Here is a 25,293-nt window from a genome sequence, read left to right on the forward strand (position 1 = left end):
CGCCCGACGAAGTCGTCGCCCTCCTGGCCGCACCCGCCCCGACGACCAGGACCGGACGACGCGACCACGCACTGCTGGCCATGACCGTGCAGACCGGCCTTCGCATCAGCGAGGTCTGCTCGCTCACGATCGACGACATCTACCTCGGCACCGGGCCTCACGTCACCTGCACCGGCAAAGGACGACGGCAACGCATCACGCCCTTGACCAGTGCAACCGTGAGCGTGATGACGGCCTACCTCACTGAGCGGACCACCCGGCCCGGAACCGCGCTGTTCTGCGGTCCCCGCGGACAGGCCCTGTCCCGCGACGCGCTCGAGCACCGCCTTGCCACCTGCGTCGCGGCCGCAGCGATCGTCTGTCCCAGCCTGGCCGGCAAGCACGTCACGATGCACACCCTGAGACACACCGCAGCGATGAACCTGCTCGCTGCCGGAGTCGACGTCGCCGTCATCGCGCTGTGGCTCGGGCACGCCGACACCCACAGCACCGACGCCTACCTCCACGCCGACATGGCCATCAAGCAAGCAGCCCTCGACCGAACACGACCACAAGACGTGAAGCCCGGGGTCTACCGCCCCGAGCCCGACATCCTCGCCTGGCTCGCAGCCCTCTGACTATGCCGACCATCCCGCGCCGAACGCCCCACCACCACAGCCCGTCACGACGAACGTCGGCATAGTCCGGAGGTCGGCATAGGACATCCAATGCCGACGTCGGCATTGCAGGTCGGTGACCCACACCCGGTTCGGGGCCGGCGCGGTGAAGTCGCGGTCGAGCAGGTCGCCGGCCCGCTTCCCGTCCTTGGCGGGGATCGTGGTGCGGACCTTCTTGGCCCGCCGCACGCCCTCCAACCCCAGCGTGCGCATCGCCCGATCCACCGCCCCGGCCGAGGCGCCCGGGACCGCGGTGCGACGCACGTAAGCGGTCATCTTCCGGCGCCCGTAGAGCCCTTCTGGGGCCATGACCCGCTCGCCCTTGGCGTTGAGAGTCCAGGCGATGTCACGGACCGCGTCGACGACGACAGCGTCGCTGACCGTGCGCTCGGCGACGGCCCGGTTGGTCTTGCGCCAAGACCGGTAGGTGCGCGCGGCGATCTGCAGGCCCTGCCCACACAGGACCCTGCAGACCGACTCGACCGCGTGCCCCTGGGCACGCTGCTCGTCGATGAAGGCGACGATCAGCGGTTGCGGGGGTCGAGCTCCCCGGCGAAGAAAATCGAGGCCGCCTTCAAGATCTCGTTGTCCTCACGCAGCCGACGGTTCTCGGCCTTCAACCGCTTGATCTCAGCCGACTCGCTGCTCGAGACCCCCGGCCGGTCCCCGGAATCGACATCGGCCTGGGCGACCCAACGCCGCAGGCTCTCCTTGCCGACCCCCACCTGCACCTGATCCCAGTACGGCCGAGGGCAGCACGGATTCGGAGGTCGCAGCCACCGCGCCGTGCGAGCCGCTGCCGGATCTGCCGCGTGGGCGGATCGCCTACACGCAGACCCGGGAGGACGGCTCGGCCGCCCTGTACCTGATGAAGCCTGATGGCACCGATCGGCGCTGCCTGGTCGACACCGATGGTCCGGACAGTTGGCCGGCCTGGTCTCCGGACGGGCGCTGGTTGGCGTTCGTCGGGAGTACCGGCGGTGCGGACCAGGTGTTCGTGGTCCGCGCAGACGGAACCGGATTGCGTGAGGTCACCGACTCGGCGACTGCCATCAAGGAAAGTCTGGTCTGGTCGCCCGACGGGCGCCGGATCGGTTACACCGCTTCGGTCTCCGAAGATTCCGGACCGTTCTCGATCCATCTCGTCGACCTCGACGGATCGCAGGACACGACGATCGCTGCGTCCCGTCCACCCGATGTCGGGTATGTCGAGCTGAAGGACTGGTCGCCCGATGGGAAGACCCTCCTCTACTCCGCGGACGCCGGCGCCGGCACCGGGCTCTGGACCATGACGCCCACGGGAAGGAACAAGGCCTTCCTCCGCGGGGAGCCCGGTGACTTCGGGTCAGGGGCGGTCTACTCTCCCGACGGCGCCAGCCTCGTCTTCCAGGCAGACCTCGACGGCGGCTGCATCTATCGCAGCGATGCCCGCGCACGACACCTGGTGCGGCTCACCCAAGGCTGCTCCGTTGGCTTCGAGCTCGACTGGTCCCCCGACGGCCGTTGGATCGTCTGGGCCGGAGGTCCGCACGGACCGGCCGATGCCGAGGTGATGGCCTCCGACGGCACCCAACGGCACACGATCGTCGACGACGCATCCGTCGCCCACACCGCATGGCAGCCTCGTCTCCACCCATGACACCACTGAGCAACACACATGACTCAACCGTCTCGGGCCCGGTGGGACCAGACCCAGCCGTGCAGGTGGGTCTCCCGCCGCCATCAGAGAAGGGCATCACCATGAGTTACAGCCTTACCAGCAGATCGATCCGGGTGGCCGCCGTGGGGGCGCTCAGCGTGTCCCTCGTCGCGTGGCTCCCGGACGCCGGGCCGGCGCTCGGCGCCGCCTCACCGACCGGATGCGGGATCGTTCTCCTGCCGAGCCTCGACGCGTCGGGGGAACACCCAAGCGGCGAAGTCCTGGACCTGACGCACGACGGCGTCTACGTGGGATCCTCCGACGACGCGGCGGGGGTGCGAAGAGCGACGTTCTGGGTGGACCGGGTCGCCCACCAGGTGCCGGTGGACCTCCAGGACGGCTGGATCGAGGACGTCAACCAGCAGCACGTCGCGGTCGGGGCCGGTTGGGACGCTTCCGCCGAGGTCTACAAGGGCTATGTGTTCGACCTCGACAGCGGTGACCTGACGTGGCTTCCCGGCATTGGTGGGGACGGGGCCGACGCCCGGCGCATCAACGAGCATGGTGTCGCGGTGGGTGGGGGCACGACCGCGAACGGAACGGCCTTTCCGTTGCGGTGGTCACCCCCGTACACCTCGGCCGATCGCCTGCCCAAGGCCGGCAGCAACCAGCACCATGAGGGCGCTTGGGCCGCTGGCAACAACGACCACGGCACGATCGTGGGGCTCGGGTTCCGCGGACGGGTCACTCCGGACCGCCGCGACTACGGCGGCTATCCGGGCTGGTTCCACTTCGCCGATCTCGACGCGATCAGGTGGTCGCCGGGACCGCACTCGATGGAGGAGGCCGGTCCCTACTCGCACGCGTGGGACGTCAACAACGATGGGATCGCTGTCGGGTTCGCCGACTTCGACACGTTGATGACCGCGGCCGCGGCCTACTGGACTCCTGACGACCGACTCCACCAGATGGGATCCGTAATCCCCGGCATGTGGGAGTCACTCGCGCTCGGCGTCTCCGAGGGCGGCTGGGCCACCGGAAACGTCGGGTTCGAAGTGCACGACGACATCGAGCCGCACGCGTTCGTGTGGACCGGGACGGGCGACTTGAGGATGATGCCGACGCTCGAAGGCCCCTGGGACGCGGCCTCCTCCAATGCGCACGGCGTTGATGACGTGCGCGACGAGGTCACCGGCAAGCTGGAGGTGGGCGGCGGCTCCAGGCCGACGGTCTGGCGATGCGCGTCGGCCATCGGCGTGGACGCGAGCTGAGGACCGCCACTGCCGCCCGTTTCGGGTTCCCCGCATACGGGAAGGGGCAGCGCACTCAGCCGAACGACGCTTCGATGCGTTGTCGGATTCCGTCCACGGTCACCGGACCTCCGTACGGAAGCACCCACTGCGGGATCGTGTGGCCGACGTCGACGTCCATGACGACCACCATCTCTGGGTGGTACTCCCTGACAGCCCGCAGGACGGCCTCCCGGTTCTCCGCTCGCAGCCTTCTCGCATGGTCCTGAGTGGGACGGTGGATGTGGTCGCCTACGGGCGGTCTGCCCCAGATGAGGGCGGGAAAGACCTCGAGCAAGCCGCGCTCGCCCAAGTTGCGCAGCATTCGGTAGACGTCGCGCGGCGGCGGTCGTTCCTCCGACGTCTCCACCAGTAGCACAGAGCCGGCGTACTCCTCGACTGGCAACACCCAGCGGCCAGCGGCCATGGTCCAGGTCAGCACCTCCAGGTTGCCGCCCCACAACGGACCGACGACCTGGCGTTGCGGACCCGACCAGGTCCACGGCTCGGCCGGCAAGCTCGGCGCCCACTCGGTGAGGGAGCGCGGGTTGTCCCAGGCCATCCCGATGTCGCGGGAGCTGGCAACCGGGTGTAGCTCGACGACACCTCCGAACAGCGCCGCCCGCAGTGAGGCGAGGTGGCGCGGGTCGATCGCAGGGCCTGGTCCGAGGTGCACCTGGGTCGAGCCGCCGTGTACCGAGGACACGCCGTGGAACCAGAGCCAGTTGAGGAGATTGGTGTTGTCCGAGTAGCCGACGAACCAGGTCGGGTCCCGGATCAGTGGAGCCGGGTCGAGGTGGCGGAGCACGGTGATCTGGTCCTCACCGCCGACGGTTGCCAGCACGGCGCGGATCGAGGGATCCGCGAACGCCGCGTTGAGGTCCGCAGCTCGCTCCTCGGGACTGCCCTGCCGACGAGTGGTAGGGAACTCGACCGGCTCGACTCCGAGCTCCATGCCTAGCCGGTGCATGGCCTGCTCGTGAACGGCAGGAAACTCACCCGGAACAGCCCACGATGGTGAGAGGACCGCCACCCGCTCGCCTTCAGTAAGGCGCCTCGGCCGTACCGTGTCGCGCGCCATGCGCCAGTAAACCACGAGCGCTTCGCCTGTCCGGAGCACAGAACCTATCGGGCCATGCACGCCGACCAGTCGACATGGACGCACTAGAATCGCCAGGTGCCAACAGGCCGCTTGACACACGTAGCGTCAACGGTCTGCTGCGTCAGTATCTGCCCCGCAGGCGGGACTTCCGGGCCCCCGCTCTGCCAGCGATGTGAGCCGCAGCGTTGCCGCTCGGGGTTCGGCTTGCGGGACGGTCGCGCCTGCTGACGTCGACTGAACCAGTTGTAATCGGTGCTTCAGGATCAGGGCGGCGCTTCTCCCTCACTTGGGCGATGTGCGCTGCCGCTGTGGTCCGTAACTTGGCCAGCGCCGGGAGTCCCGCGCGTCGCGGGAACGGGGGTTCCCGAACGCGAGGAGTCCCACATGCGACACCATCGAATCCTGACGTCCTCGGCCGTCCTCACCCTCGTCCTCGTCGTCGCCCTCCCGACCGCCTGGGCGACGCCCGGCAGCGGCGTGGTGGCGGAGCCGCTCGTCACCTCCAACGCCCCCGACGGTCTCGACGCCAAGTCGAGGACCGACGGCTGGAAGGCCCACCTCGACATCAAGGGCAGCACCGACGTGCGGACCGTGAAGTACACGGTCGCTCCGGGCGGCACGTTCGGCTGGCATTCGCACCCCGGGCCGACGATCGTCGTCATCAAGCAAGGCACATTGACGTACTTGGACAGCGAGACGTGCGAGTCGACGGCATACTCCCCCGGCACTGCCTTTGTCGACGATGGCAACCATGCGCACAATGCGTTCAACCATGGCACTGTCGAGCTTGTCTTCTACGCCACCCACCTGATGCCGGCGGGCATGCCGACCCGCATCGACGAGCCCGCCGCCGACTGCTAACGGATCAGGCCCGGACAAAGGCGGCGACAGTGGTGCTTGGCCGGCCCGGCATGGAGAGCGTTCCGACGACCCCGTGGACTACCGCGACGACTCGATCTGCACACACGTCCCAGGAACCCCACCGCGGAAGTGGTGGTGAGTCCCTGAGCCGATCAGGCCATCTCAGGGACGTGAAGGTGCGCGAACACCAGCTCCATCTCGTCCACCCGCTCGACCCGGGCGCCGAGCTCTTCGGCGACCCGCTCTCGAATGGTCCGAGCGTCGCTGCCCGTAGCGTCCATCGATCGGTCGCTGTCGAAGACGACAGTGCCGACCACTCGGCCGCCCTCGCGATCGATCATCAGGCTGGCACTGCAGAATCCTTCCATCTCCTCGAGACGCGGAAGGACCGCCATGCGGTAGGTGTCAATCGCCCGATCCGCGGTGCCGGGGTCTCCGCTGAGCCACGTGAGACGTGCGCATGCGCCCTCGGGCGCGGCGTGGTCCCGGTGCACCACCGCCACTTCCCACTCGTGTACCTCGCTGCCGTTGCTGCCAAGGCTCTCCTCCGCACGGCTGCGAAGGGACATCACCTTGTCGGCGCTGGCCAACGTCGCTTCCTTCGTCTGCCACGCCGTCGTAGCGATGCAGCGACCTGACTCGCGGTTCACCAGCAACGACATTCCGACGCATCCGTCCATCTCGGACACGACAGGAAAAACCTCGTCCCGGACGACGCCGATGCCGTCGTCGACCTTCTTGGGATCTGCCTGAACTTCGGTGGTGCGCACAAACATGACACGTCCCTATCTGCTGTCAGGCAGCGTCCCGGCGGCGCTGCCACCACCCCCAACGCTCCGCTGGTGGGTACTTCGCGTCAAGGCACAAGCGAGGGAAATCCGGTCCGCCAGTGGTCGCCAGCCAGAACGAAACGGGGCGCCCGTCTCGCACCCGTGTGCCGTCCTCCAGGCTCACGCGGGGCGCCCGGCTCCCGCGCCGCGGCCCTGCAGACAAGCTCTCGACCTCCAGGTCCGGCGCGACCCAGCCGTGGCGTCTTGGTGGACTTGACGGACGGTGCCCCGAACCGGGATGCGTCCCACCGCCGCCTGTCGGGGTACCCCCTCCGACCCAGAGCCCATGAGTGGGTTGGACGAGTGGGCCACGTGTTTATCGAGAAGCAAGTCGCATCCGGATACCCAGTCCAAGCGATGACGCCTCTCCTGGCGGAGCTGACGATGGATTGTCATGCGCTCGCCACTTCGGGTGGAAGACGAGTGACGTCCATCCTAGGAGGCATCATGAGACGAACTCTTGCGCTCGGACTGGTGGTCGGAAGCCTGATGATTGCCGCGCCGGCCGTGGCCGACCCGGACAACACGAACACCCTGAGCCGCACACTCGCCTGCGACAACGGGCGCACCGTGGACGCGGTGTTCGCCGGGGAGAACGGGAGCAACTTCAACGTTACGGTTGATCAGAGCGTGTTCGTCTACAGCCAGCTCATCGTGGACCGTCCCCCGCTCGGGCCTGGCGGAAACGATGAGACGACCACACGTGGCCTCCAGGGTCAGGGCGCGGACTCGCTCGTCACGTGCGAATACACAACACCATCCGGCAACCATGTCACGGCGATTGGCTTCTTCACGCCGAGGTCTTAGATCTCTGTGACTCATCGGTCAAGGGCGCCATGCTGCTGACCGTCCGCATCCGGTATCCGCTCTGATCCGCGCGCCGTTCGCGACGTGCCCCTTTCCGCCGCCAATGCCCGTCAACCGCGAGTCGGCTGATCTGAACGTTCCCGTTGGGCGATCCGCTTGCGAGACGGCGGCGGCTTTGGTGCCGGCCGGGGGAGTGGCGCCGGAAGCGGCTCGCTCTACGGACCGACCGGATCAGCCGATGAGAGTGTGCTGAGCGTCAGGCTCGCGATCGAGCAGCCCGATAGGCCCGCACTCCCACTGGATCATCATCTGGCGTTACGGCGAAGCCATCGACCGTCCGGACAACGTCGAACTCGGAGCCTTCCACCTGGCTCCACTCGCCGTTCTCTCGCGTCCAGAGAGCCTTGTTCACCGAGTGCGCTTTACGAAGGACCGGCCTTCCCTTGGCATCGAGCACAGTCGCGAACTGTCTTCGGTGAACTCCACCCAGACCTCGTCCGATGAGCCCTCGATGCTGTCGAACTCCACCACGAAACTGTGTGCGGCCACAGTTCGACCCATTCGCCACGCGACGTAGTCATACATGTCTGCCATGGTCACCGGGACCCCTTCCGCCGTCTCGCCGCGCGCCGCCGGACCAAAGGCGGCCGTGAAACCGTCGGGATCCCTGTTGAGAACCGCTTGAGTGCACAGGTCGTAGTTAAGACGGATCTCGCGCGCAACCGCCTCCAGGTCAGGTTCAGACATGGATTGACGATAGTTCCTGGCGCGTCCGCTCAGCCGCTGAGCGGATGGCGGCACAGGCTTCCGCTCATGTCGCTGCGCGGAGTCATGCGTATGAGCGGAACCATCAACGTGGCCTGGCCCAGCGTGCAAGACATGCTCATCGCGTCCCTCGGCTCGTGACCTCAACGAGCTGTACGACGATTACGCGCGGCGGGTGCGCCGCTGGTTGTGAGGCGGGCGTGTCACTTCGCACCCACCCCGAGCCAGACGGGGAACGACGGATTCCCTGCCTCGAAGCCGACCCAGACCTGTTCACCGACCTCCGGCAGCACATCCTCGGCGCCCACCGGGAAACAGGCCGAGGCCCACCTCGCCACGTCATCGCCCAGCGCCGGTAGCCGTACCCGCACTCGGCTCTTCCCGTCCGGGTCCGCCCGGTCCATCACCAGCCCGGGGTAGATCCCCCATGCTCGGCTCGGCTTCGCGACCACGGCCGGTCCGACGACCAGACGCCCCGCCTCCACGCTCACCACCGTGGCGCTCTGCCCCGGCGAGCGGTAGCGCACGTCGATCGTCGCCTCCGACGGCGGCCGACGTCCGTGCACGCCGTCCCCGAACTCGATGATGCGCGTGCCGCCGTCGCCGGGCAGGACGACGAAGTGCGGATCGTCGGGACTCGACCCGTCGAGGTCCTGGACCTGCCGCCAGGGCAGTCCCTCGACTGTGACCGAGATCCGTCGCCCGGCGCTGGCCAGGTGCGCCTCGTCCGAGAGTCGGTCGGAGTAGCAGCTCAGGAGGTCGCTCACCCACGCCAACAGCTCGACCAGGGCGATGCCGACGTCGCCCTCGCCGGCGGCGGTCCGCTCGCGCAGCTCGTCGAGCGCCTGGCCCACCAGGCTCTCCAGACGCCCCCGGTCGCTCGGAGCCCGGCCCTCACTCGTCGATCCGTCCACGCCCGTCATTGTGTGCCCGCGCGTGCTCTGCGCGGGAGCGTCGCGGGGTATCCAGTTTTGACTATTGCGGCGCCGGTCCGGACGCCGGAATACTCAAGTGCGCCGCTTCGTCTGGGTGACCCGAGGGGCCGTCATGGGACCTGAGAAGACACGGTCAGCCGTGCCACCGGGCGAGCGCGCAGTCACACCGGGCCCGACATGAGCGACCCCCTCGACCAGCTGGTGGTGGCGCTTGCGGCGCGCGCCCCGAACCCGGGTGCCGCGCTCCCAGCGCTGACCACTGCCGCCCAACGCGTCCGCGACGCGGACCCGGCGGGCCTCGACCAAGCGGTGCGATCGTGGCGGACCGTCCTGGCCTCCGTCGCGGCCGGAGCCGAGGCGGGCACGCAGGCCCAGGCCGAGCGCCTGGTCGCGAGCGCCCTGGGGCTCCCGCCGGTCCCCGGGCTCGCCGACGGCATCGCCCGGTCCGTCCTCACCGGCGACCACCGGCTGCTCAGCGGCTGGAGGGCCGACGCGCCCCTCGGGCCGCTCGCGTTGACGGCTCAGCACGCAGCCGTCGCAACGGCGCGGGCACATGGCGAGCGGCTGCTGGTCGGCCTGCTCCCGGCCAGCGGGGTCGCGGGGGTGCTGGACGCCGGACCGGTGCGGATCAAGGGCAGCTTCCTCGTCGACGACGACAGGAACGGCGCCACCGGCCACCTCTCGGTTAGCTCGGGCGCCGTCGCCGCCGGCGCGCTGGGACGCCTTGCCCGGGTCGACGGCACGGTCTCGTTCGTCGCGATCCTGGGCGCCCGGTTCACCCCCGGGGTCCAGCTCGGCTTCGGCTTCGAGCTCTCGACAGTGGGTGGCGTGATCGGCGTCAACGTCGCCGTCGACGCAGACGAGCTGCGCCGCAAGCTCCGAGAGGGCACCGCGCTGGCGATCTTCTTCCCCGCCGACGTCAACGCGGGCGAACGCCTGCTTCCGGCCGTGCGCGAGACGTTCCGGACCCGAGCCGGGAGCGTCGTCGTCGGTCCGTCCGCCGAGCTCACCTGGCTCCAGGTCGCAGGGGCGTCGATGCTGCGGATGTCGTTGGTGCTGCTCCTCGAGCTCCCTCGCGGCCGGGTGCTCGTGCTGGGGCGCGCCGCGGTGAGCATCCCGCCGATGCTGGACCTGCGGCTTGACGTGCTCGGCGAGATCGACGTCCCGCGCGGCTTCTACGCCATCGACCTCGCGGTGGTCGAGGGCCGGGTGATGGGGATCTTCCGGGCCGGAGGTACCGCGGCGATGCGGATCTCGACGGCGCGGCCGGCGTACACGCTCTTCACGATCGGCGGCTTCTACCCCGGCTACCGCACCCAGGTGCCGGGCCTGCCGGAGCAGCGGCGGATCTCGTTCGGACCCAGCATCCCGCTCCCCCTGACCTTCCGCTTCGAGGGCTACTTCGCCTTCACAGGCGGCACCTTCCAAGCCGGCGCCCGCTTCGAGATCGGCTTCGACGTCGGCATCCTCTCGGCCCACGGCTTCCTGACCTTCGACGCCATCGCCCAGCTCGACCCGTTCCACCTGCGCGTCGACCTCGCCGGCGGAGTCGAGGTCGAGGCGCTGGGCGTCGACTTCGCCGGGGTGAACTTCCACGGCACCCTCGACGGTCCGGGACCCGTCGTCGTCCGAGGGCGGGTGCGGGTCTCCTTCATGGGGGCCAAGGCCTCCTGGAACGACCGCTTCGTGCTCGGTTCCCCCGACCGACCGGCGCCGAAGCCGCTGCTCGACCACGTCGCCGCGGCCGTCGCCGAGCAGGTCGTCCCCGCCGCCATCTCCGGTACTGCGGGGCACGACCCGCACGTCGCGCTCGACGCGCCCGCCCGGACCCCCGAGGGCATCCCCGTCGTGCACCCGATGGGAGCCGTGCGGTGGAGCCAGACCCTGGTGCCGCTCGAGCACCAGCTGCAGCGTGTGCAGGGGCGGCGGATCGGACGGACCTGCACGGTCCGCGTCCAGAACCTGGTCGACGGCACCACCCAGGGCGTCGTCGCGTCGTTCGCCCCGGCCTCGTTCCGCGACGCCGATCGCGACCAGCTGCTGTCGCTACCCGCCTTCGAGGACCTGCCCTCCGGCGTCCAGGTGCCGCTCGACCTGGACCGCGACCAGCCGGCAGTCGTCCCGGGAGAGCTGGCCTACCGGGAAGTCTACGAGCGCGAGGACCGGCTGATCCCGACGAGCACCCTCCTCGTCACGGCGGCACTCGCGGCGCGGCTGGCGGCGGCGCGGAACCCGGCGTCGATTCGGCTCAAGCCACCACGGCTGGCAGTGCGGGCCGAGGCCTGGTCGGTGCGCGACACCGCCAACCCCGGACGCGCCGACGAGGCCACGTCGTGGACCGCCGCGGTCGTCGGCGCCGCTGCCGGGCGCAGCGAGGGTCGGGACACCGTGGCCCTCCCGCAGAGCGAGCCGGCCTACTCCGCAAGCGACCTGTGGGGGCCACCGTGAGTGAGCTCCTCGACTTCGCCCGGTGGGCGCGGCGCGGCGGGCCGGGCGACGCGCCTGTCGGCGGACGCCCGAGCACCAAGGTGGAGTTCGAGCTCACCGACGAGCGGCACACGGTGCCGACGGCGCTGCACTTCGCGCAGCCCGGCCCCGGTGATGTCCGCGGCCTCCGGGCGGGCGCGATCCGGCAGGTCGTGCCGCCCCCGGGCGACCACGACGCCGACGAGGAGCACTGCCCCTACGTCGAGCTCGCCACCGAGGACCTGCCCTGGCGCTACGGGCTCACGGGCGGTGGGGACCCGCGCCCCTGGTGCGTCCTCGTGGTCGGCGACCCCGCCGACGTCGAGATGCTCGGCGACCGCGCCCGGATCGGCCCGGTCGCGCAGGGTGCGCACCTGCTCGGTGAGGCGGGCCTTTCGGCTCACGTCCAACGAGCTCGAGGCGCTCCGGCCGGCTCCGGCTTCTCCCGCGTGCTCAGCCGTGCGGTGCTCGAGAAGGAGCACGACTACGTCGCCGCCCTCGTCATCCCGTGGCGCGCCGACGGCTCCCCCGCCTGGCCCGATGCCGGCCCGGTGATCGTGCCGTGCCTCCACTCGTGGAGATTCCGCACGGGCGAGGAAGGCACCTTCGACGACCTCGCCCTCGCGCTGCACGCGGCCGACAACGACCTCGTGGGCACGGTCCGCGTCCACGTGCGCCGACCGGACGGCGAGCACGAGATCACCGTCCCCGGGGCACTCACCACCCTCGGCTTCGAGTGGGAGCCGCTCACGCCGGGGCACCCCGCCCGCGACCACGAGGTGCTCACCGACGAGACCGACAGGCAGGGTCGGCGCTACGTCCAGCCGCCGGCGTACGGCGAGGCGTGGAACACGCACGGCGGCGTCCGCGACGACGTGGCCAACGCCGCCACCCGGCCCGACGCGCAGTGGCCCTGGACCGCGCAGGCCAACGCCGACCTCCGGATGCGGGCGATCGCCGGCGTCGGCCTCCAGGCGGGAATCGACCTCCAGGAGCAGATCGTCGACGCGGCCGCCCGCCAGTGGGGCGCCGGGCGATGGGCCGCCGACCTGGTCGGCTCGCTCGCCCTAGGGACCGCGGTGACCGACGGCCTGTGGCGTCGCGCCCCCGAGGACCAAGCGGCGCTGCTCGCACTGCTCGGCCCCGCCGCCCACCGGATCCCCGTCACCGACCACCCCACCGCCACGTCGCTCGCCGGCGCAATGACCGACCCCGGGCCGGGCCGGGCGGCCTACCCGGCCGGGCTGCTCGGTCCGCAGCTCGCCCGTGTCGTCGGCCGGGACGCGGTGCGGGACGCCGGCGGCGTCGGCGCCCTCCAGGACCGCGCGACCGAGGGCCTGCCGACCGCCACGTCGCCGCACGACGAGACCGCCTGGGGCGCCGAGGTCGACGAGATCGACGCCGGCCACGTGGCCGGGCTCGGGCATCGCACCGAGCGGGACACCGGTGGCGCGGTCACCGCCCAGGACGTCGACGACGCCATGCGCCGCAAGCTGGCCGACCTGCCCATCGCGCGCGAACTCGAACCGGTGCCACCCGAGTCGCTCCTGCCACCGCGCCCCGCGGCCGTCACCGAGATCCTCGTCGACGCGCTCACCAACGGCTCACCCGGCCGGCGCGTGATCGGCCGGCTCGAGGGCCACGACCTGGAGGAACCGCTCGCGCCGCTGCGCGACTGCCCGGACCTCGACCTGCCCGCCTGGCCCTACCTGCGCGACGTCGTACCCCACTGGCTGCTGCCGGGAGCCGAGACCCTCGAGCCCGGCGCAGTCGTGGCGATGCGCACCTGCCCCGAATTCGTGGAGGCGTTCCTGCTCGGCCTCAACCACCGGGCCCTCGGTGAGCTGGCGTGGCGACAGCACCCGGTCTCCGCCGGGTGCACGCCGCTGCGCCGGTTCTGGGACGCGGTCCCCGACGACGGCGCCGCCGCCACCGGGGCGGACGTGCTGCCCGTCAAGGACTGGGCCGCCGGCAGTCGGCTCGGGTCCCACCCCCCGCCGGGAGTCCGCGCCGAGCGGCTGGTCGTCGTGGTCCGATCCCCGCTCTTCCGCCGCTATCCGCGCACCCTGCTCTTCCTTGCGCCGCAGGGGCCGCTTGCTGACTGGAGCCGCGGCGACGTGCGCCTGGACCAGCCGGTCATGCCGCGCTCGGTGGCCGCGATGAGCCCCGACCTCACCATGTTCGCCTTCGACGAGGACCCCGACGTCATCCAGACCCATTGGGTGGTCGTGCAGGAGATGCCCGAGGGCATCCGCTTCCTGCGCACCGAGCCCGGCGCCGACAGCGCCACCTGGGCCGAGGCCAACCTCGACACCCCGCTCCGGGTGCTGCTCCCCGGGCCGGAGACGGTGGGGATGTCCCAGTGAGCGGCAGCATCGGCGTCCTCCTGCCGGCACGGCTCGAGACCCGCTTCGACCAGCGCCCCGACGGGTCGTGGCGGCTGCGGGTCATCGTCGTCCCCGGCGAAGCGTCGTTCGACGTGCACGACCCGGTGGTCCGCACCGACGAGCTCGACCGGCTCGAGGTAGCTGCGACCGCGTGCGACGGACAGCTCGCCGGCGAGGACGGCGCCGGCGCGTTCGACGCGCTCGCACAGGAGGTCGGTGCGGGTCGGGCGCTCTGGCTGGTGCGCACCCGGCTGCGGGTGACCGCCGCCGGCTGGTCGGTGGACCGGACCGGTGCCGTCGAGCGCGGCGAGGTCGAGGCTGCGCCGGCCACCCTGCGCGGCCTGCCGAAGCGGCTCCAGGTGTGGGCCGAGACCGCCGGCGGCGACGTGCTGCTGCGGACCCTGCGGCCGCGCCGCCGCAGCCTCCCGGTCAGCCCGCCGCGAACCGACCTTCCCGAGGCTGAGCGACCCGATGTCTACTGGGCCTCCTGGCAGGTCCTGCGCCGCAGCGGGCTCGCCGGCTCGGTCAACCTGAGCCGCAAGGGAGTCGACCCCGACGCCATCCAGCGGCTCGTGGTGGTCGGCATCGGCACCACGCCGGCGGCACCGCTGTTCGAGGCGCACGCCCACGCCGGCAACGCGGCGCTCCTGCGCCCCGGCACGCCGACCAACGTCACCGCCGGGTCCGCCGGTCATCCGCTTCCGACCGCGGCCGACCACCACTCGCTGCTGCGCCCACCCGTCGAGCCCGAGCACCTGACGCCATCCGCGTCGACGGCGTCGGAGGACCTGGCGCGCGCCCTCTCCGGCGCGACCACTGGGCTCCCGCGCCTGGTCGGCGGCGACGTCGACCACCGCAGCGTCCAGCACGCCGCCGTGCAGACGGTCTGGCCGGCGCTGTGGGGGCACGCGGCCCATGACCTCTGGGGCCCGGGTGACCGGTGGCCGGTGGGGGAGCTCTCCTGGTGGATCGAACGCAACCTGCTGCCGCAGGGCCCGTTCGCCACCCTGCTCGTCGACGACCAGCCCTACGGCGTGCTGCCGCTCACGCCCCTCGACGCGGCTGCCGGCGGACATCCCGTCGAGGACCACCTCGCACCCGCGCTCGCCGAGGCGCTCCGCTCCGTCGCCGGCCTCGCCGCCGAGGACCGCGACACCGTGGTCGGGGCCGACTCCGAGCGGCTGCTCCGGGTGCTGGGCCGGACGCCGACATCACGGGGCTACGCCTGGCGCTGGAGCCTCCCGCTGGCGCTGCTCGGCGAGCCGGCGGTCACCGACGCGCAGACCGCCGCGGTGGCGCCGTACCTCAACGCCGCCGGGCACGACGCGACCGCGGCGGCGGCGCCCCCGGTGACAGTGGGCTCGCGCCGCGACGTCACCGAGCCCCCCGCCGAGCCGCCCGCCCGACCCGACACCCCGGCCACCGCGGTGCAGTGGGACCTGGCGATGCGGATGGCCGAACAGGTACTCAACGCCGCGCACCCCGAGGGCGAGCTGCTGCGCCGGGCGCTGAGCGCGACGGTCAAGGACGAGCCGGTGCGCGCGCTGCTCGCATGGCTGTGGAACGCCGTCCACCCGCTGCGCGACGACCCGCAGTCGCTCAACGCCCATCTCGAGGGCCTCGGGGACCCCTGGCCCGACAGCCTGCTCTTCCACCTCGCGCGGCTGTCGCTCGCCGAGGTGTGGCGATGGGGGCACTGGGCGGCCGAGGGCCGGAGCGGGCCGCCGTCGTCGGAGGGGCGGACGCTGCAGGACTTCGGTGAGGCGTGGCCCTCCCCGTGGGTCGGCGACGCCACTTGGGTGATGGAGCTGGTCGCCCGGCTCGTGGACTCGCTGCTCGACCTCGCGATGCGCGACCTCGGGCGTCGCGGGGACCTCGACCGCACCACGGCCGCCCTGGTCGACACGGCCACCCATCGGCTCGACCCGTGGGCGATCGGTCTTGCCTGGCGGCGGCTCGACAGCCGGGACGACGCGGAGCGGGTGCTCGGGCTCTACGGCTACGTCGACCAGCCGTTCCGCGGCGAGCCCGGCCTCGGCGACCGCGGCGTCGCCCTGGCTCCCTCGCCCGACCAGGCCAAGACCGCGGCGATCGCGCGAGACCGGGCCGCGGCCCACCATGAGGACGGGCTCACCCCGGCGACCCTGAAGGACCTCGCCCTCGACTCCGAGCGGGTCCGGGTGGCGCTGCGGGTCGCCCGGGCCGTGCGCGGGGGCGCGCACCCGGCCGAGGCGTTGGGGCGCGAGTTCGAGCGGCTGCTTCCGTCAGCGCCGGTCGTCAGGGACTTCCGGGCCGCCTACCCTGCGCACCGCACCGACGCCGGCCGGCGCACCTGCGACGGACTCAAGGCCGCCGCGGCGGTGCAGGACGACACCCTCGCGGGCGATACCGGCTTCACGCCCGAGGGCGAGGTGGCCAGGCGGTTCGGACTGCTCGCCGAGCTGCCCGCCGACCTCGGTGACCTGTTCGTGCTCGAGGCCGTGCACGACAGCGTGACCGGCGGGGCCGCCCAGGCCGTGGTGGCGCTGGACGCCGCGGCCGGGCTCGCCGCGCCGCCGGACCTGCGTTTCCCAACCACGCCGGCGAGCGGCGTACCGCTGCGGACCAGCGTGCACCTCGAGCTGCCCGAGGCGCCAGTCAGGGCCGCGCGCTTCCCCTCCGACGCCTGCCCCGCCGCAGCGGCCCACCTCGACGACGCCCTCCCTGACCCGGACGGGGCGGACCTCGCGTGGTCGGCGGGCGACGCGATCGTGACGCTGGCCGGGATGGGGCTGGCCGCCGCGGACCTGGTCGCGGTCGACGACGACACGTTGCTGGCGGAGGCCGGCGCACGGCTGGGCGTGCCGGGATCCGAAGTGACACCCGCGCTCGGGCTGGAGACCGCACGACGCCGCGTCGACCTGCTCGTGCGGTGCGCGCCGCCGACGGAGACCGACCCCGGGCTGCTAGCCGACCTGGCGGACCGGGTGCGCGAGCTGCGGGCCGCTGCGCTCGACCTCGCGGTCGACCTGGAGGCCTTGGGGCCCGACGCCGACCTGCCGGCCGCGCTCGCCCGGCGCGCCCTCCGGTGGGGCGTGCGCGGGCCCGCGGACGGCGCGGCCGCGCGGCTGCGGGCCCTGCTGCCGTCGACACCGGAGGGCCCGGTGCCGGACCCAGTCGGCCACCCGGTCACGGACCCGGTCGAAGAGCTGGCACGGCTCGGGGGTGGCGCCGGCGGGGCGCCAGGGTCCGCCGTACGCCGCGGGCCGGTGCTGCTGCCCGCCGAGTCGAGAGCGACGGGGACCACCGTCTCCGACGAGTGGCGCGAGGTCTTCGGGCGGGTTCGCTCGACCGTGGCGCTGGTGCCCAACGGGTGGACCTGGCGGCACGCCTCCGGTGACGAGGCGTGGACGGGGCGACCCGACCAAGACGGGCGCGGCCGGGTGGCCGACGTGGTCGTCGGTCCGCGACGCCCAAGCGCCGTGGTCGCAGGGGTTCTGGACGCTTGGACCGAGACGCTGCCCGAGGGCGACGTGCCGGTGACCGTGGCGTTCTCGTTCCGTACGCCGGGTGCCCGGGCGCCGCAGGCGATCCTGCTCGTGGTGCCGCCGGCCGACGGCGACGAGATCGACGTCGACACCGCGCGCGACGTCGTCCGGCAGGCGGCGCTGCTGGCTCGCGCCCGCAGCGTGCCCCCCTCACGACTGGGCGGCGTCGGCGCGCTGCTGCCGAGCGCCCACCTGCCGGCCGGCGAGCGCGGCGGCGTCAAGCTCGCGAGCGTGCCGGTGCTCGGCGACGAGCGCGACAGCCACGGCCTACACGTGCGGCTCGAGCCCGCGCCCGCGTCCGCCGCCGACCTGGACGACGCGCTGCGCGCCGAGGTGGGCGACCCGGTCTGGATGCTCGCCCGGCAGTGGCAGCTCGGCGAGCACGCGGGGGAGAACGCGTCCAGCCCGGTGCGCTACCGGCTCCAGGTGTCCCATACCCCGCTTCGGGCGCCGGTGGGCCGGTCGTTCGCCGATCCGGTCCGGCTGCCTGGCGAGGCGGTGCTGGAAGCGGCGACGCGCGACGTGCTGCTGCCCGACGCTGTCGCCGGGCGCGCGAAGGACCCGTGGGATCCGGTCGCGCTGTGGCACCACGACGAGCTGCGCGCCGGGATCCCGCTGGTCCCCGTGCCGGCCCCCGAGCACGACGGCGGCGTCGCAGACTGGTGGTCGCTCGATGCGGACAGCGCGTTCACCCCGGTGGCGAGACGCCGGGTCTTCAGGGGTCTGCCCGGCCGGATGGACTATCCCGGCGCGCCGGAGCCGGGGTGGTTCACGCTTGAGGACCCGCGCCGGACGGTCATGGGACACCTGCCCGACCCCTCGCACGTGGCGTCGCTCTACTTCCTCGACGTGTTCGGCGGGCACGCCACCGACTGGTACCTCGCGTCGCTGGCGACCCCGCCCGGTCACGTCCTCCGGCTGCACGACCTCCAGGTCGTCGACTCGTTCGGCGACGTGTGGCCGCCGCCGGGAGAGCCCTGGGAGTCCGAGGCCGACGCGTGGACGACGCCGTTCCGCACGGCCGGTCTCGGGGAGCACGACCTCCTCGCCTGGTTCGCCACACCCCAGCCGTTGGAGGGAGACGTCCTCGAGCAGGTCGTGCTAGGCGTCGACGAGGACGCCGACCTGCTGTGGGTGGTCGAGGAGCGGATCGACGGTCGGGACGCACCGGGCCCGGACGCCGCGGTCGGGACGGGGGTCGCCGCGGCGCGCGGGGTCGAGGCGGGCGACAAGATCGCCGGCACTCCGCCGCTGCGCTACCGGCTCACGGCCCCATCGCCCGGGCCCTGGCACCCCTACCCGGCCCTCGACCCGACTCAGGGTGGGCCGCGCCGGTTCCGCCAGGGGCGGCTGCGGGTCGAGAAGAGCGGGAGGCCGCGCAACGGCGTCCTGCCCGACGCCTCGAGCCGGTTCCTGGCCACCCGCCGTGGGGGCCGGCTGCCCGAAATCGACCCGGCGGCCGTGCCCGCGGCCGGGCTGCGGCTCGAGAGGCGGTGGGTGCTGGCGCGCACTCGGGACGGTCTTCCGGTCGTGTGGCAGCAGCGTCGCCGGATCGACCCGCTCGCTGCGCCGGCGTACGCCGTGGGTCACGACCGGACGGAGCCGCGATGAGCTCGCTGGCGTCAGCGCTGGACGAGCGCCTGGGCCACTGGTCGACGACCTGGTGGCGCGGCTGGGACTGGCCGGCTGTCGGTCGCCGTCGTGCGTGGCATCGAGATGGTGATGCGCGGGTTCGGCGTGCCCGACGTACGCACGGGCGAACCGGTGACCCCGGAGACGATGCTCCACCTGGCGTCGGTGTCGAAGCCGTTCCGTGGCGACCGCGGTGATGGCGCTGGCCGCGCGCGGCGACCTCGACCTGGACGCGCCTCTCACCCAACACGTGCCCGAGTTCGCGCTCGCGGACGGGAGCGCGACGGAGGTCAGGGCTGGCGGACTGCTCAGCCACACCAGCGGGCTGGGCGACGTGACGGACTACTTCTGGCACGAGCCGCGGCTCGGGACGAGGCGCTGAGCGACTTCGCGCGGAGCCTGTCCGACTGGCGGCTCAAGTCCGACCCCGAGAGCGACCCACTCCTACTCCAACGCCGGCTATGAGCTGCTCGGCCTGCTCGTGTCGCGTGTCGCCGGGACGACGTTCGAGCAGGAGATGACCGACCTGGTGCTGGTGCCGGCGGGGATGGAGCGGAGCCCCTTCCTGCGCGCCGACGTACCGGCCGGGCTCGGCGCGACGCGGCACCTGGGGCGGCCCCTCGTGGTGCCCGGCGACGCCTCTATCCCGACACGCGGCGGCACGCGCCGAGCTCGACGCGGCACTCCAACCTCGTCGAGAGGAGCCGGTGGACCCACGCCGTCTCGGACGCGACGGTGCTCGACGCCGAGTGGTCCGAGCGGATGGCGGCGCCCGTGCTGCCGCTCGACGACCCGCCATGCGAGGAGGCTGTCACGCTGGCGTGGGGCCTCGGCACCTGGCGCGGCCACCGGGCCGTGAGCCACAGCGGGATCGGGCACCGGGCCAATGCCCCGTCTCGGGCGGGCCTTGTCGGCCCTTCCCAGACGAGCATTGGTGAGGTGTTCGTCACGAGCGCCGTATCAATCGGCGACGCAACTGGAGATCGTTGTTTTCCGTGTCGGGGAGCGGCGCCTCACGTAGCCGGCCCCCGCCGACCTGGAGATCCAGATCGGCGGGGCCCTTACCGCTGTTGCAGTGACGACCGGTGCGTGAACTCCGGGCGTATGAGTGCAGCTACTCCCACCGGATGGAGTCGAGCCAGGTCTGCATGGGCTCTTGGACCCTTGCCCGGTCCTTGGGTGCGTATTCCACCCAGAAGAGGACCAGTCCCTGCCCGGTGCGTACGGCCGTCACGTCCATCGGCTTCTCTTCCAGCAGCTTGTAGCACGCTCCGGCCCTCACGCAGAACAGGTCGTACGCCGCCGTCCCGGGCTTCTGAGCGAGGGTGAAGGTCTGCGCCGAACGGCCACCGACCTCGGTCGTGGCGACGTTGCTCACCGTGAGCTCGTCCCGGGTCTGGCGGATGTGAGCGGCCAGGTCGGCGGGCAGATCCGACGTCGGAACCTGGGTGAACGTGCTGATCAAGAAGGCTGCGGCAGCGCCGCTGGTGCCCTTGATGGAGTAGCCGCGCGTCCCGTTCTCCATCGACGGATCCGAGAAACCCTTCGGGACGACGAACCTCATCGGGAACGTGACCCCCTCGAATCCCTCGACGGTGCTGCCCGGGGTCTGAGGTGCTTCCGGCACCTCGGGCTCGGGCTCGGGCTCGGCCGAGGACGCGGACGGCGAGGCGACTGGGGCCGCGGGGTCCACCGGCGTCGGCGCCCCATCTTGTCCGAAGCCGAACCAGATGGCGCCGGCCACGACGGCTGCGGCGCCCAGAGCGGCGGCTGCGATGCCTGCCCTACCCCTGCGAGGACCTCGGGTGCCCTGGTCGAGTCGGTCGTGGAACTTGTTGAGCTCGGTGACGGTGTCTGTCTGGGTCATTGCTTCCTCCGCGTGTTGGTGGAGGACAGCGGTCAGTCGTCGCTCGACATCTGAGTCGGTCATGACTGCTCCTCCCATTCCTGAGCAAGCGCGGCCAGGCCGCGGCTCGCATGTTGTTTGACCGAGCCCCGGGATATCCCCAGGGTCTCGGCGATCTCGAGCTCGGACTGCTCGAGGTAGTAGCGCATGACCAGCACCTGCCGCTGGCGCATGGGCAGCGAGGTGACCGAACCCCACATGCGGGCGGCCTCCTCGTGCGCCACCACGCCCTGTTCCGCGGACTCGAGCTCCTCGGAACGAGGAACCAGGCGCAAGGTCGCTCGTTTCCCTCGGAGCCCGCGACGCAGGACGTCCCGGCTGCCGTTGACGACCGCACGGTTCAGGTAGGTCACCGCGGCGTTCTGGTCCCGAAGGCCTCGCCAGTGCCGGTGCAGCGCGGCGAACGCATCCTGCACCACGTCCTCCGCCACCTGGCGGTCGTCCACGAGCAGCGCTGCCAGTCCCACCAGTCGGCGGTGGTGGACCACGAACAACTCGGAGACAGCCGCGGACGCATCACTGTCCGTGGAGCGCAACGGCACCACCACCTCAGGCCCCGGCCCCTCGATCTCGTCCCTTGCCACGTGCATATCGGATCAGACGACGCAGGCGAACAACGGTTGACACCTGCCAGCCACGAGCTCAACTGGGCTAGACCAGCCTGACCGCACCGACTGAAGCGACGTTCGCGGCCCGAGTTGAGGAGACGCTCGCCTACTTCACCACCGCCGCCTCGCCCACGGCTTCCGCAACTTCACCAACCACCGCATCCGAGTCCTGCTCGCCGTCGACCGCTCACGCCCCTACCGCCGCCGCGCGAGGATCGGACCCCGAACCATGCTGAACTGGGAAGGGCCCCTTTGTCCCGCTCCACAGGGTCGTGTGGCACTACCGCTGGTGTAGGGGCCGTGCATGACTTGTGTCATGTGGTTCTTCAGGGCGGTGGAGACGAGTGAGGGCACATGGGTGTGCTGTCGGGGTCGACAGCAGTTCGACACTCACGCGTCACTTGCCGACGCTATCGAGCACCTTGGGGAGCTTGCCTCGCGCGACAAGCCCGCATGGTTGTTTGCCCATCATGAAGACGGCCGCGTCACGAAGGTGGGCGAGGTCGGCGCTTCGGCACCCGGCTCACATTCCGGCGCGTGAGAACCCTCGACATCACGTCTGGTTTGGCGCCGATGCGAGCCGGCCACGGTCGGGTCGTCAATCGACGATGAACTCACCGAGCGACTCGTTGCGGTGAATGGAAGAAGCAGGCCCGTTCGCAGTAGGCGCCTGTCGGTCATGGCCAACCGTCGGGGCAGGCAGTCGCCCTGTGACTTGTCGGTGAGGCGAGCGCATGATGAGGCATGGCCAGCGTCAGCAAGCGCACCTCGACGCGCATCGTCGTTGACAAGAGGTCCGGCAAGGAGACGACGGTGACGGTCGAGCGTTATCGCGCCCGCTACCGTGACGAGACGGGCAAGGAGCACGCACGGCACTTCGCCAAGAAGGCCAATGCCCAACGGTGGCTCGATGAAGTCACGGCCGCTGTTGTCCGAGGTGACTATGTCGACCCGGCGGCTGGGAAGATCACGTTCGGGCAGTGGTTCCGGCGTTGGTCGGAGGTGCAGGCTTGGACTGACGGCACCGCCGAGACGGCAACCATGACGCTGGCGTCGGTCACCTTCGCTGACGTGCCCATGAGCCGGATCACCCAGCTGCACGTCGAGGCCTGGCTGAAGGCCATGACCCAGCCGGGTCCGAAGCGCAAGAAGGGTCTTGCGGCGTCGACCAGGCGCACGCGCTACAACTACGTCCGCATGGCCTTCCTCGCGGCCGTCAAGGCGCGAGTGATCCGACAGGACCCGACATCGGGGATCTCCCCACCACGTGTCGCCAAGTCAGAAGGCAGGCTCAAGATCCCGACGCCCGAGCAGGTCGGCGCGGCGCTGCAGGAGGCGCCAGGTGACTTCCATGGCTTCGTCGCCGTGTGCGCCTTCGCCGGCCTCCGGCTCGGGGAGGCAGCTGGCCTTCAGTTGCGCGACGTCGACTTCCTCCGACGGACCTTGTCGATCCAGCGTCAGATCCAGGGCCAGGTCAATTCGAAGACGGTGGAGGTCTCGCCGAAGTACGAATCGGCCCGCACGGTCTACCTGCCCGACGACCTCGTGACAGTGCTGGCCGCTCACCTCGAGGACCATCCGCCGCTGGGTGACGAGCGGTGGCTGTTCTCCCTCAACGGCTACGTCTACAACCGCAACAGCGCCGGGAATCAGTGGCGGCGCCTTCGAGCGAAGGTGGGCATGGACGCGTTCACCCTGCACGACTTGCGGCACTTCTTCGCGTCGGGCCTGATCGCCGACGGCTGCGACGTGGTGACTGTGCAGCACGCGCTGGGTCACTCCTCGGCGTCGATCACCCTGAACGTGTACAGCCACCTGTGGCCCAAGGCGGAGGACCGAACCAGGGCTGCGGCGGCCAACCTGATGGCGACGACGACCGATTCTGCGGACTCTGTGCGGACTCTGGCCGGTTTCTGAGCGTGAATCAGCGGTAGTTGGTGAACTGCACCGCGAAGTCGTAGTCCTGCGACTTCACCAGCTGCTGGACGGCTTGGAGGTCGTCGCGCTTCTTCGACGAGACGCGCAGCTCCTCGCCCTGCACCTGCGCCTTGACGCCCTTGGGGCCCTCGTCGCGGATCAGCTTGGAGATCTTCTTGGCGTCCTCGGAGGTGATGCCCTCCTTGAGGGAGATGTCGATCTTGGCGACCTGGCCGGACTGGCGCGGCTCGGAGGCGTCGAGGATCTTGAGGCTCTGGTTGCGCTTGATCAGCTTGTCCTGGAAGACGCTGAGCACCGCGCTGGCTCGCTCCTCGGCGGACGCGGTGATCTCGATGGCCTTCTCGCCCTTCCACTCGATCGACGCGCCCGTGCCCTTGAAGTCGAAGCGCGTGGCGATCTCGCGGGCCGCCTGGCTGAGCGCGTTGTCGACCTCCTGGCGGTCCAGCTTGCTCACGATGTCGAAGCTCGAGTCAGCCATGGTGTGCCTCCTTGTGGGGTCCTTCTGGGGGTGCCCCGGCGATTCGTAGAGAAGTCTGTGCCTTGCTATTGTTCCGCACGGCCCGGCAGGTTGCCCGAGCGGCCAAAGGGAGCTGACTGTAAATCAGCCGGCATTGCCTACAGAGGTTCGAATCCTCTACCTGCCACTGGACGCAGTCCAGTCGCGAGACCCCCGTCGACAGGCGGGGGTCTCGTGCATTTGACTCGTTGCATGGACATCGCTCCTCCCGACGACGCGTGGCTCGACGCCGAGTGCCGCCGCCTCCTCGACTTCGGTCGCCACGTCGCCCACCCGTTCGGCGGCGCGGCCTGGCTCGACGACGACGGCGCACCCGACCTGTCCCGCCCGGTGCACACCTGGATCACCAGCCGCACCGTCCACGTGTACGGCCTCGGCTCGCTGCTGGGCGTCGAGGGCTGTACGCCGGTGGCGACCGCCGCGCTCGACGGGTTGCGCACGACCCTCCGGGACGCCGAGCACGGCGGCTGGTTCGGCGCGATCGGCGCCGACGGTGAGCCGACCGGCACCGGCAAGTCCTGCTACGACCACGCCTTCGTGATGCTCGCGACCTCGACCGCCACCGTCGCCGGGCTGCCCGGGGCGGAGGACCTGCTCGCCGAGGCGACGCAGGTCTTCGAGCAGCACTTCTGGGACGAGGACCTCGGCCGGGTCGTCGACGAGTGGGACCGCTCCTGGAGCGAGGCCGCGCCCTACCGCGGGCTCAACTCCACGATGCACTCCCTCGAGGCGATGCTCGCCGTCGGCGACGCCACGGGCGACGCCACCTGGCACCGGCGGGCCGGTCGCCTGGCCGGCCTGGTGGTCGAGCTCGCCGCGGCGTACGACGGGCGGCTCCCCGAGCACTTCGGGCCGGACTGGTCGGTCGACCTCGAGCTCAACCGCGACCGCCCCGACGACCCGTTCAAGCCCTACGGTGCGACCGTCGGCCACGGCCTGGAGTGGGCGCGGCTCCTCCTCCATGTCGAGGCGACCCTCGGCGCTGACGCGCCCGCCGGGCTGCTCGAGACCTCGCGGCTGCTGTTCGACCGGGCCGTGGCCGACGGCTGGCACGCCGACGGCGCTCCCGGCTTCGTCTACACCACCGACTGGTCGGGCACGCCCGTCGTGCGCCAGCGGATGCACTGGGTCGCGGCCGAGGGGATCGCGGCCGCGGCGGCGCTGCACCGGCGTACGGGCGAGGAGGCCTACGCACGTCGCTACGCCGAGTGGTGGGCGTACGCCGCCGAGCACCTGATCGACCTCGAGCGCGGGTCGTGGCACCACGAGCTCGACCCCGCCAACCGTCCGCAGGCGAGCGTCTGGCCGGGCAAGCCGGACCTCTACCACGCGGTGCAGGCGACGCTCCTCCCGCGACTGCCGCTGGCTCCAGGTCTCGCGCGCGCGGTGGCCCTGTCGCAGGGTCGGTCCGCCCCGGCATGATGGGGC

Annotated in this window: 17 protein-coding genes, 1 tRNA gene, 3 pseudogenes and 1 other annotated feature; of the genes and pseudogenes, 13 read left to right on the top strand and 8 right to left on the bottom strand. The window is 71.3% G+C overall.

Annotation, left to right across the window (positions count from 1 at the left end; translation table 11 throughout):
• A partial coding sequence (locus tag AC57BS_RS13570) for a tyrosine-type recombinase/integrase (protein WP_496411987.1) occupies window positions 1–617 on the top strand: 617 nt, incomplete at its 5' end.
• A gap of 111 nt (window positions 618–728) precedes the next feature.
• Here AC57BS_RS13570 and AC57BS_RS13575 read toward each other — a convergent pair.
• Window positions 729–1,375: pseudogene (locus AC57BS_RS13575) on the bottom strand (transposase family protein); the annotation flags it as partial.
• Window positions 1,089–1,221, bottom strand: a sequence feature (AL1L pseudoknot). It overlaps the preceding pseudogene by 133 nt.
• Window positions 1,376–1,524: 149 nt before the next feature.
• Between AC57BS_RS13575 and AC57BS_RS13580 the strand changes: the two are divergent.
• Together AC57BS_RS13580 and AC57BS_RS13585 are read left to right on the top strand one after the other, a co-directional pair.
• The gene (locus AC57BS_RS13580; RefSeq protein WP_496411988.1) at window positions 1,525–2,295 is read left to right on the top strand and encodes a TolB family protein; all 771 of its coding nucleotides are present in this window, start codon (window positions 1,525–1,527) and stop codon (window positions 2,293–2,295) included.
• Between the two features lie 101 nt (window positions 2,296–2,396).
• Complete coding sequence (locus tag AC57BS_RS13585; RefSeq protein WP_496411989.1) at window positions 2,397–3,566, top strand: hypothetical protein; 1,170 nt, start codon at window positions 2,397–2,399, stop codon at window positions 3,564–3,566.
• Between the two features lie 55 nt (window positions 3,567–3,621).
• Here AC57BS_RS13585 and AC57BS_RS13590 read toward each other — a convergent pair whose 3' ends face one another.
• Complete coding sequence (locus AC57BS_RS13590; protein WP_496412750.1) at window positions 3,622–4,665, bottom strand: S66 peptidase family protein; 1,044 nt, start codon at window positions 4,663–4,665, stop codon at window positions 3,622–3,624.
• 405 nt (window positions 4,666–5,070) lie between these two features.
• On the opposite strand from AC57BS_RS13590, the gene AC57BS_RS13595 reads away from it, so the two are divergent.
• Window positions 5,071–5,547, top strand: coding sequence for a cupin domain-containing protein (locus AC57BS_RS13595; protein ID WP_496411990.1), 477 nt, complete (start codon window positions 5,071–5,073; stop codon window positions 5,545–5,547).
• Between the two features lie 152 nt (window positions 5,548–5,699).
• On the opposite strand, the gene AC57BS_RS13600 is transcribed toward AC57BS_RS13595, so the two are convergent.
• The gene (locus AC57BS_RS13600) at window positions 5,700–6,323 is read right to left on the bottom strand and encodes an antibiotic biosynthesis monooxygenase (RefSeq protein ID WP_496411991.1); all 624 of its coding nucleotides are present in this window, start codon (window positions 6,321–6,323) and stop codon (window positions 5,700–5,702) included.
• Window positions 6,324–6,824: 501 nt separating this feature from the next.
• On the opposite strand from AC57BS_RS13600, the gene AC57BS_RS13605 reads away from it, so the two are divergent.
• Window positions 6,825–7,184 (top strand): hypothetical protein, encoded by a 360-nt coding sequence (locus AC57BS_RS13605; protein ID WP_496411992.1) that lies wholly within the window; start codon window positions 6,825–6,827, stop codon window positions 7,182–7,184.
• Between the two features lie 408 nt (window positions 7,185–7,592).
• On the opposite strand, the gene AC57BS_RS13610 is transcribed toward AC57BS_RS13605, so the two are convergent.
• Window positions 7,593–7,931 carry a hypothetical protein gene (locus AC57BS_RS13610; protein WP_496411993.1) on the bottom strand — a complete coding sequence of 113 codons (339 nt, stop codon included), beginning with the start codon at window positions 7,929–7,931 and terminating at the stop codon, window positions 7,593–7,595.
• Between the two features lie 221 nt (window positions 7,932–8,152).
• Entirely contained in the window at window positions 8,153–8,863 is a 711-nt protein-coding gene (locus AC57BS_RS13615) for a phage baseplate assembly protein V (RefSeq protein WP_496411994.1), read from the bottom strand.
• A 198-nt stretch (window positions 8,864–9,061) separates the two neighbouring features.
• Here AC57BS_RS13615 and AC57BS_RS13620 point away from each other — a divergent pair, with 198 nt between their 5' ends.
• The 5 genes and pseudogenes from AC57BS_RS13620 (at window position 9,062) to AC57BS_RS13640 (ending at window position 19,755) form a co-directional block, all read left to right on the top strand.
• On the top strand, window positions 9,062–11,332 hold the full coding sequence (locus AC57BS_RS13620; RefSeq protein WP_496411995.1) for a DUF6603 domain-containing protein: 2,271 nt from the start codon (window positions 9,062–9,064) through the stop codon (window positions 11,330–11,332).
• Entirely contained in the window at window positions 11,329–13,716 is a 2,388-nt protein-coding gene (locus AC57BS_RS13625) for a hypothetical protein (protein WP_496411996.1), read from the top strand. The genes AC57BS_RS13620 and AC57BS_RS13625 overlap by 4 nt, the downstream gene beginning before the upstream one ends.
• Window positions 13,713–18,875, top strand: a complete 5,163-nt coding sequence (locus AC57BS_RS13630; RefSeq protein WP_496411997.1) for a hypothetical protein — start codon at window positions 13,713–13,715, stop codon at window positions 18,873–18,875. The genes AC57BS_RS13625 and AC57BS_RS13630 overlap by 4 nt, the downstream gene beginning before the upstream one ends.
• A 39-nt stretch (window positions 18,876–18,914) precedes the next feature.
• A pseudogene (locus AC57BS_RS13635) lies at window positions 18,915–19,064 on the top strand (hypothetical protein); the annotation flags it as partial.
• Window positions 19,065–19,089: 25 nt separating this feature from the next.
• Window positions 19,090–19,755, top strand: a pseudogene (locus AC57BS_RS13640) (serine hydrolase domain-containing protein).
• Between the two features lie 255 nt (window positions 19,756–20,010).
• On the opposite strand, the gene AC57BS_RS13645 reads toward AC57BS_RS13640, so the two are convergent.
• Both AC57BS_RS13645 and AC57BS_RS13650 read right to left on the bottom strand, forming a co-directional pair.
• Window positions 20,011–20,826 (bottom strand): hypothetical protein, encoded by an 816-nt coding sequence (locus AC57BS_RS13645; protein WP_496411998.1) that lies wholly within the window; start codon window positions 20,824–20,826, stop codon window positions 20,011–20,013.
• Entirely contained in the window at window positions 20,823–21,392 is a 570-nt protein-coding gene (locus tag AC57BS_RS13650; RefSeq protein ID WP_496411999.1) for a SigE family RNA polymerase sigma factor, read from the bottom strand. Before AC57BS_RS13650 ends, AC57BS_RS13645 begins: the two co-directional genes overlap by 4 nt.
• A 762-nt stretch (window positions 21,393–22,154) precedes the next feature.
• On the opposite strand from AC57BS_RS13650, the gene AC57BS_RS13655 reads away from it, so the two are divergent.
• Window positions 22,155–23,327: a tyrosine-type recombinase/integrase gene (locus AC57BS_RS13655; protein ID WP_496412000.1), complete on the top strand. Its 1,173-nt coding sequence runs from the start codon at window positions 22,155–22,157 to the stop codon at window positions 23,325–23,327.
• A 7-nt stretch (window positions 23,328–23,334) separates the two neighbouring features.
• Here AC57BS_RS13655 and AC57BS_RS13660 read toward each other — a convergent pair whose 3' ends face one another.
• Window positions 23,335–23,826 carry a YajQ family cyclic di-GMP-binding protein gene (locus AC57BS_RS13660; protein ID WP_496412001.1) on the bottom strand — a complete coding sequence of 164 codons (492 nt, stop codon included), beginning with the start codon at window positions 23,824–23,826 and terminating at the stop codon, window positions 23,335–23,337.
• 84 nt (window positions 23,827–23,910) lie between these two features.
• Here AC57BS_RS13660 and AC57BS_RS13665 point away from each other — a divergent pair.
• Together AC57BS_RS13665 and AC57BS_RS13670 are read left to right on the top strand one after the other, a co-directional pair.
• Window positions 23,911–23,992: transfer RNA gene (locus tag AC57BS_RS13665), tRNA-Tyr, on the top strand.
• Window positions 23,993–24,057: 65 nt separating this feature from the next.
• Window positions 24,058–25,287 (top strand): AGE family epimerase/isomerase, encoded by a 1,230-nt coding sequence (locus tag AC57BS_RS13670; protein ID WP_496412002.1) that lies wholly within the window; start codon window positions 24,058–24,060, stop codon window positions 25,285–25,287.
• Window positions 25,288–25,293 lie beyond the last annotated feature (6 nt).

The organism is Nocardioides sp. BGA-UO-ETr-FS32 (assembly GCF_059567905.1).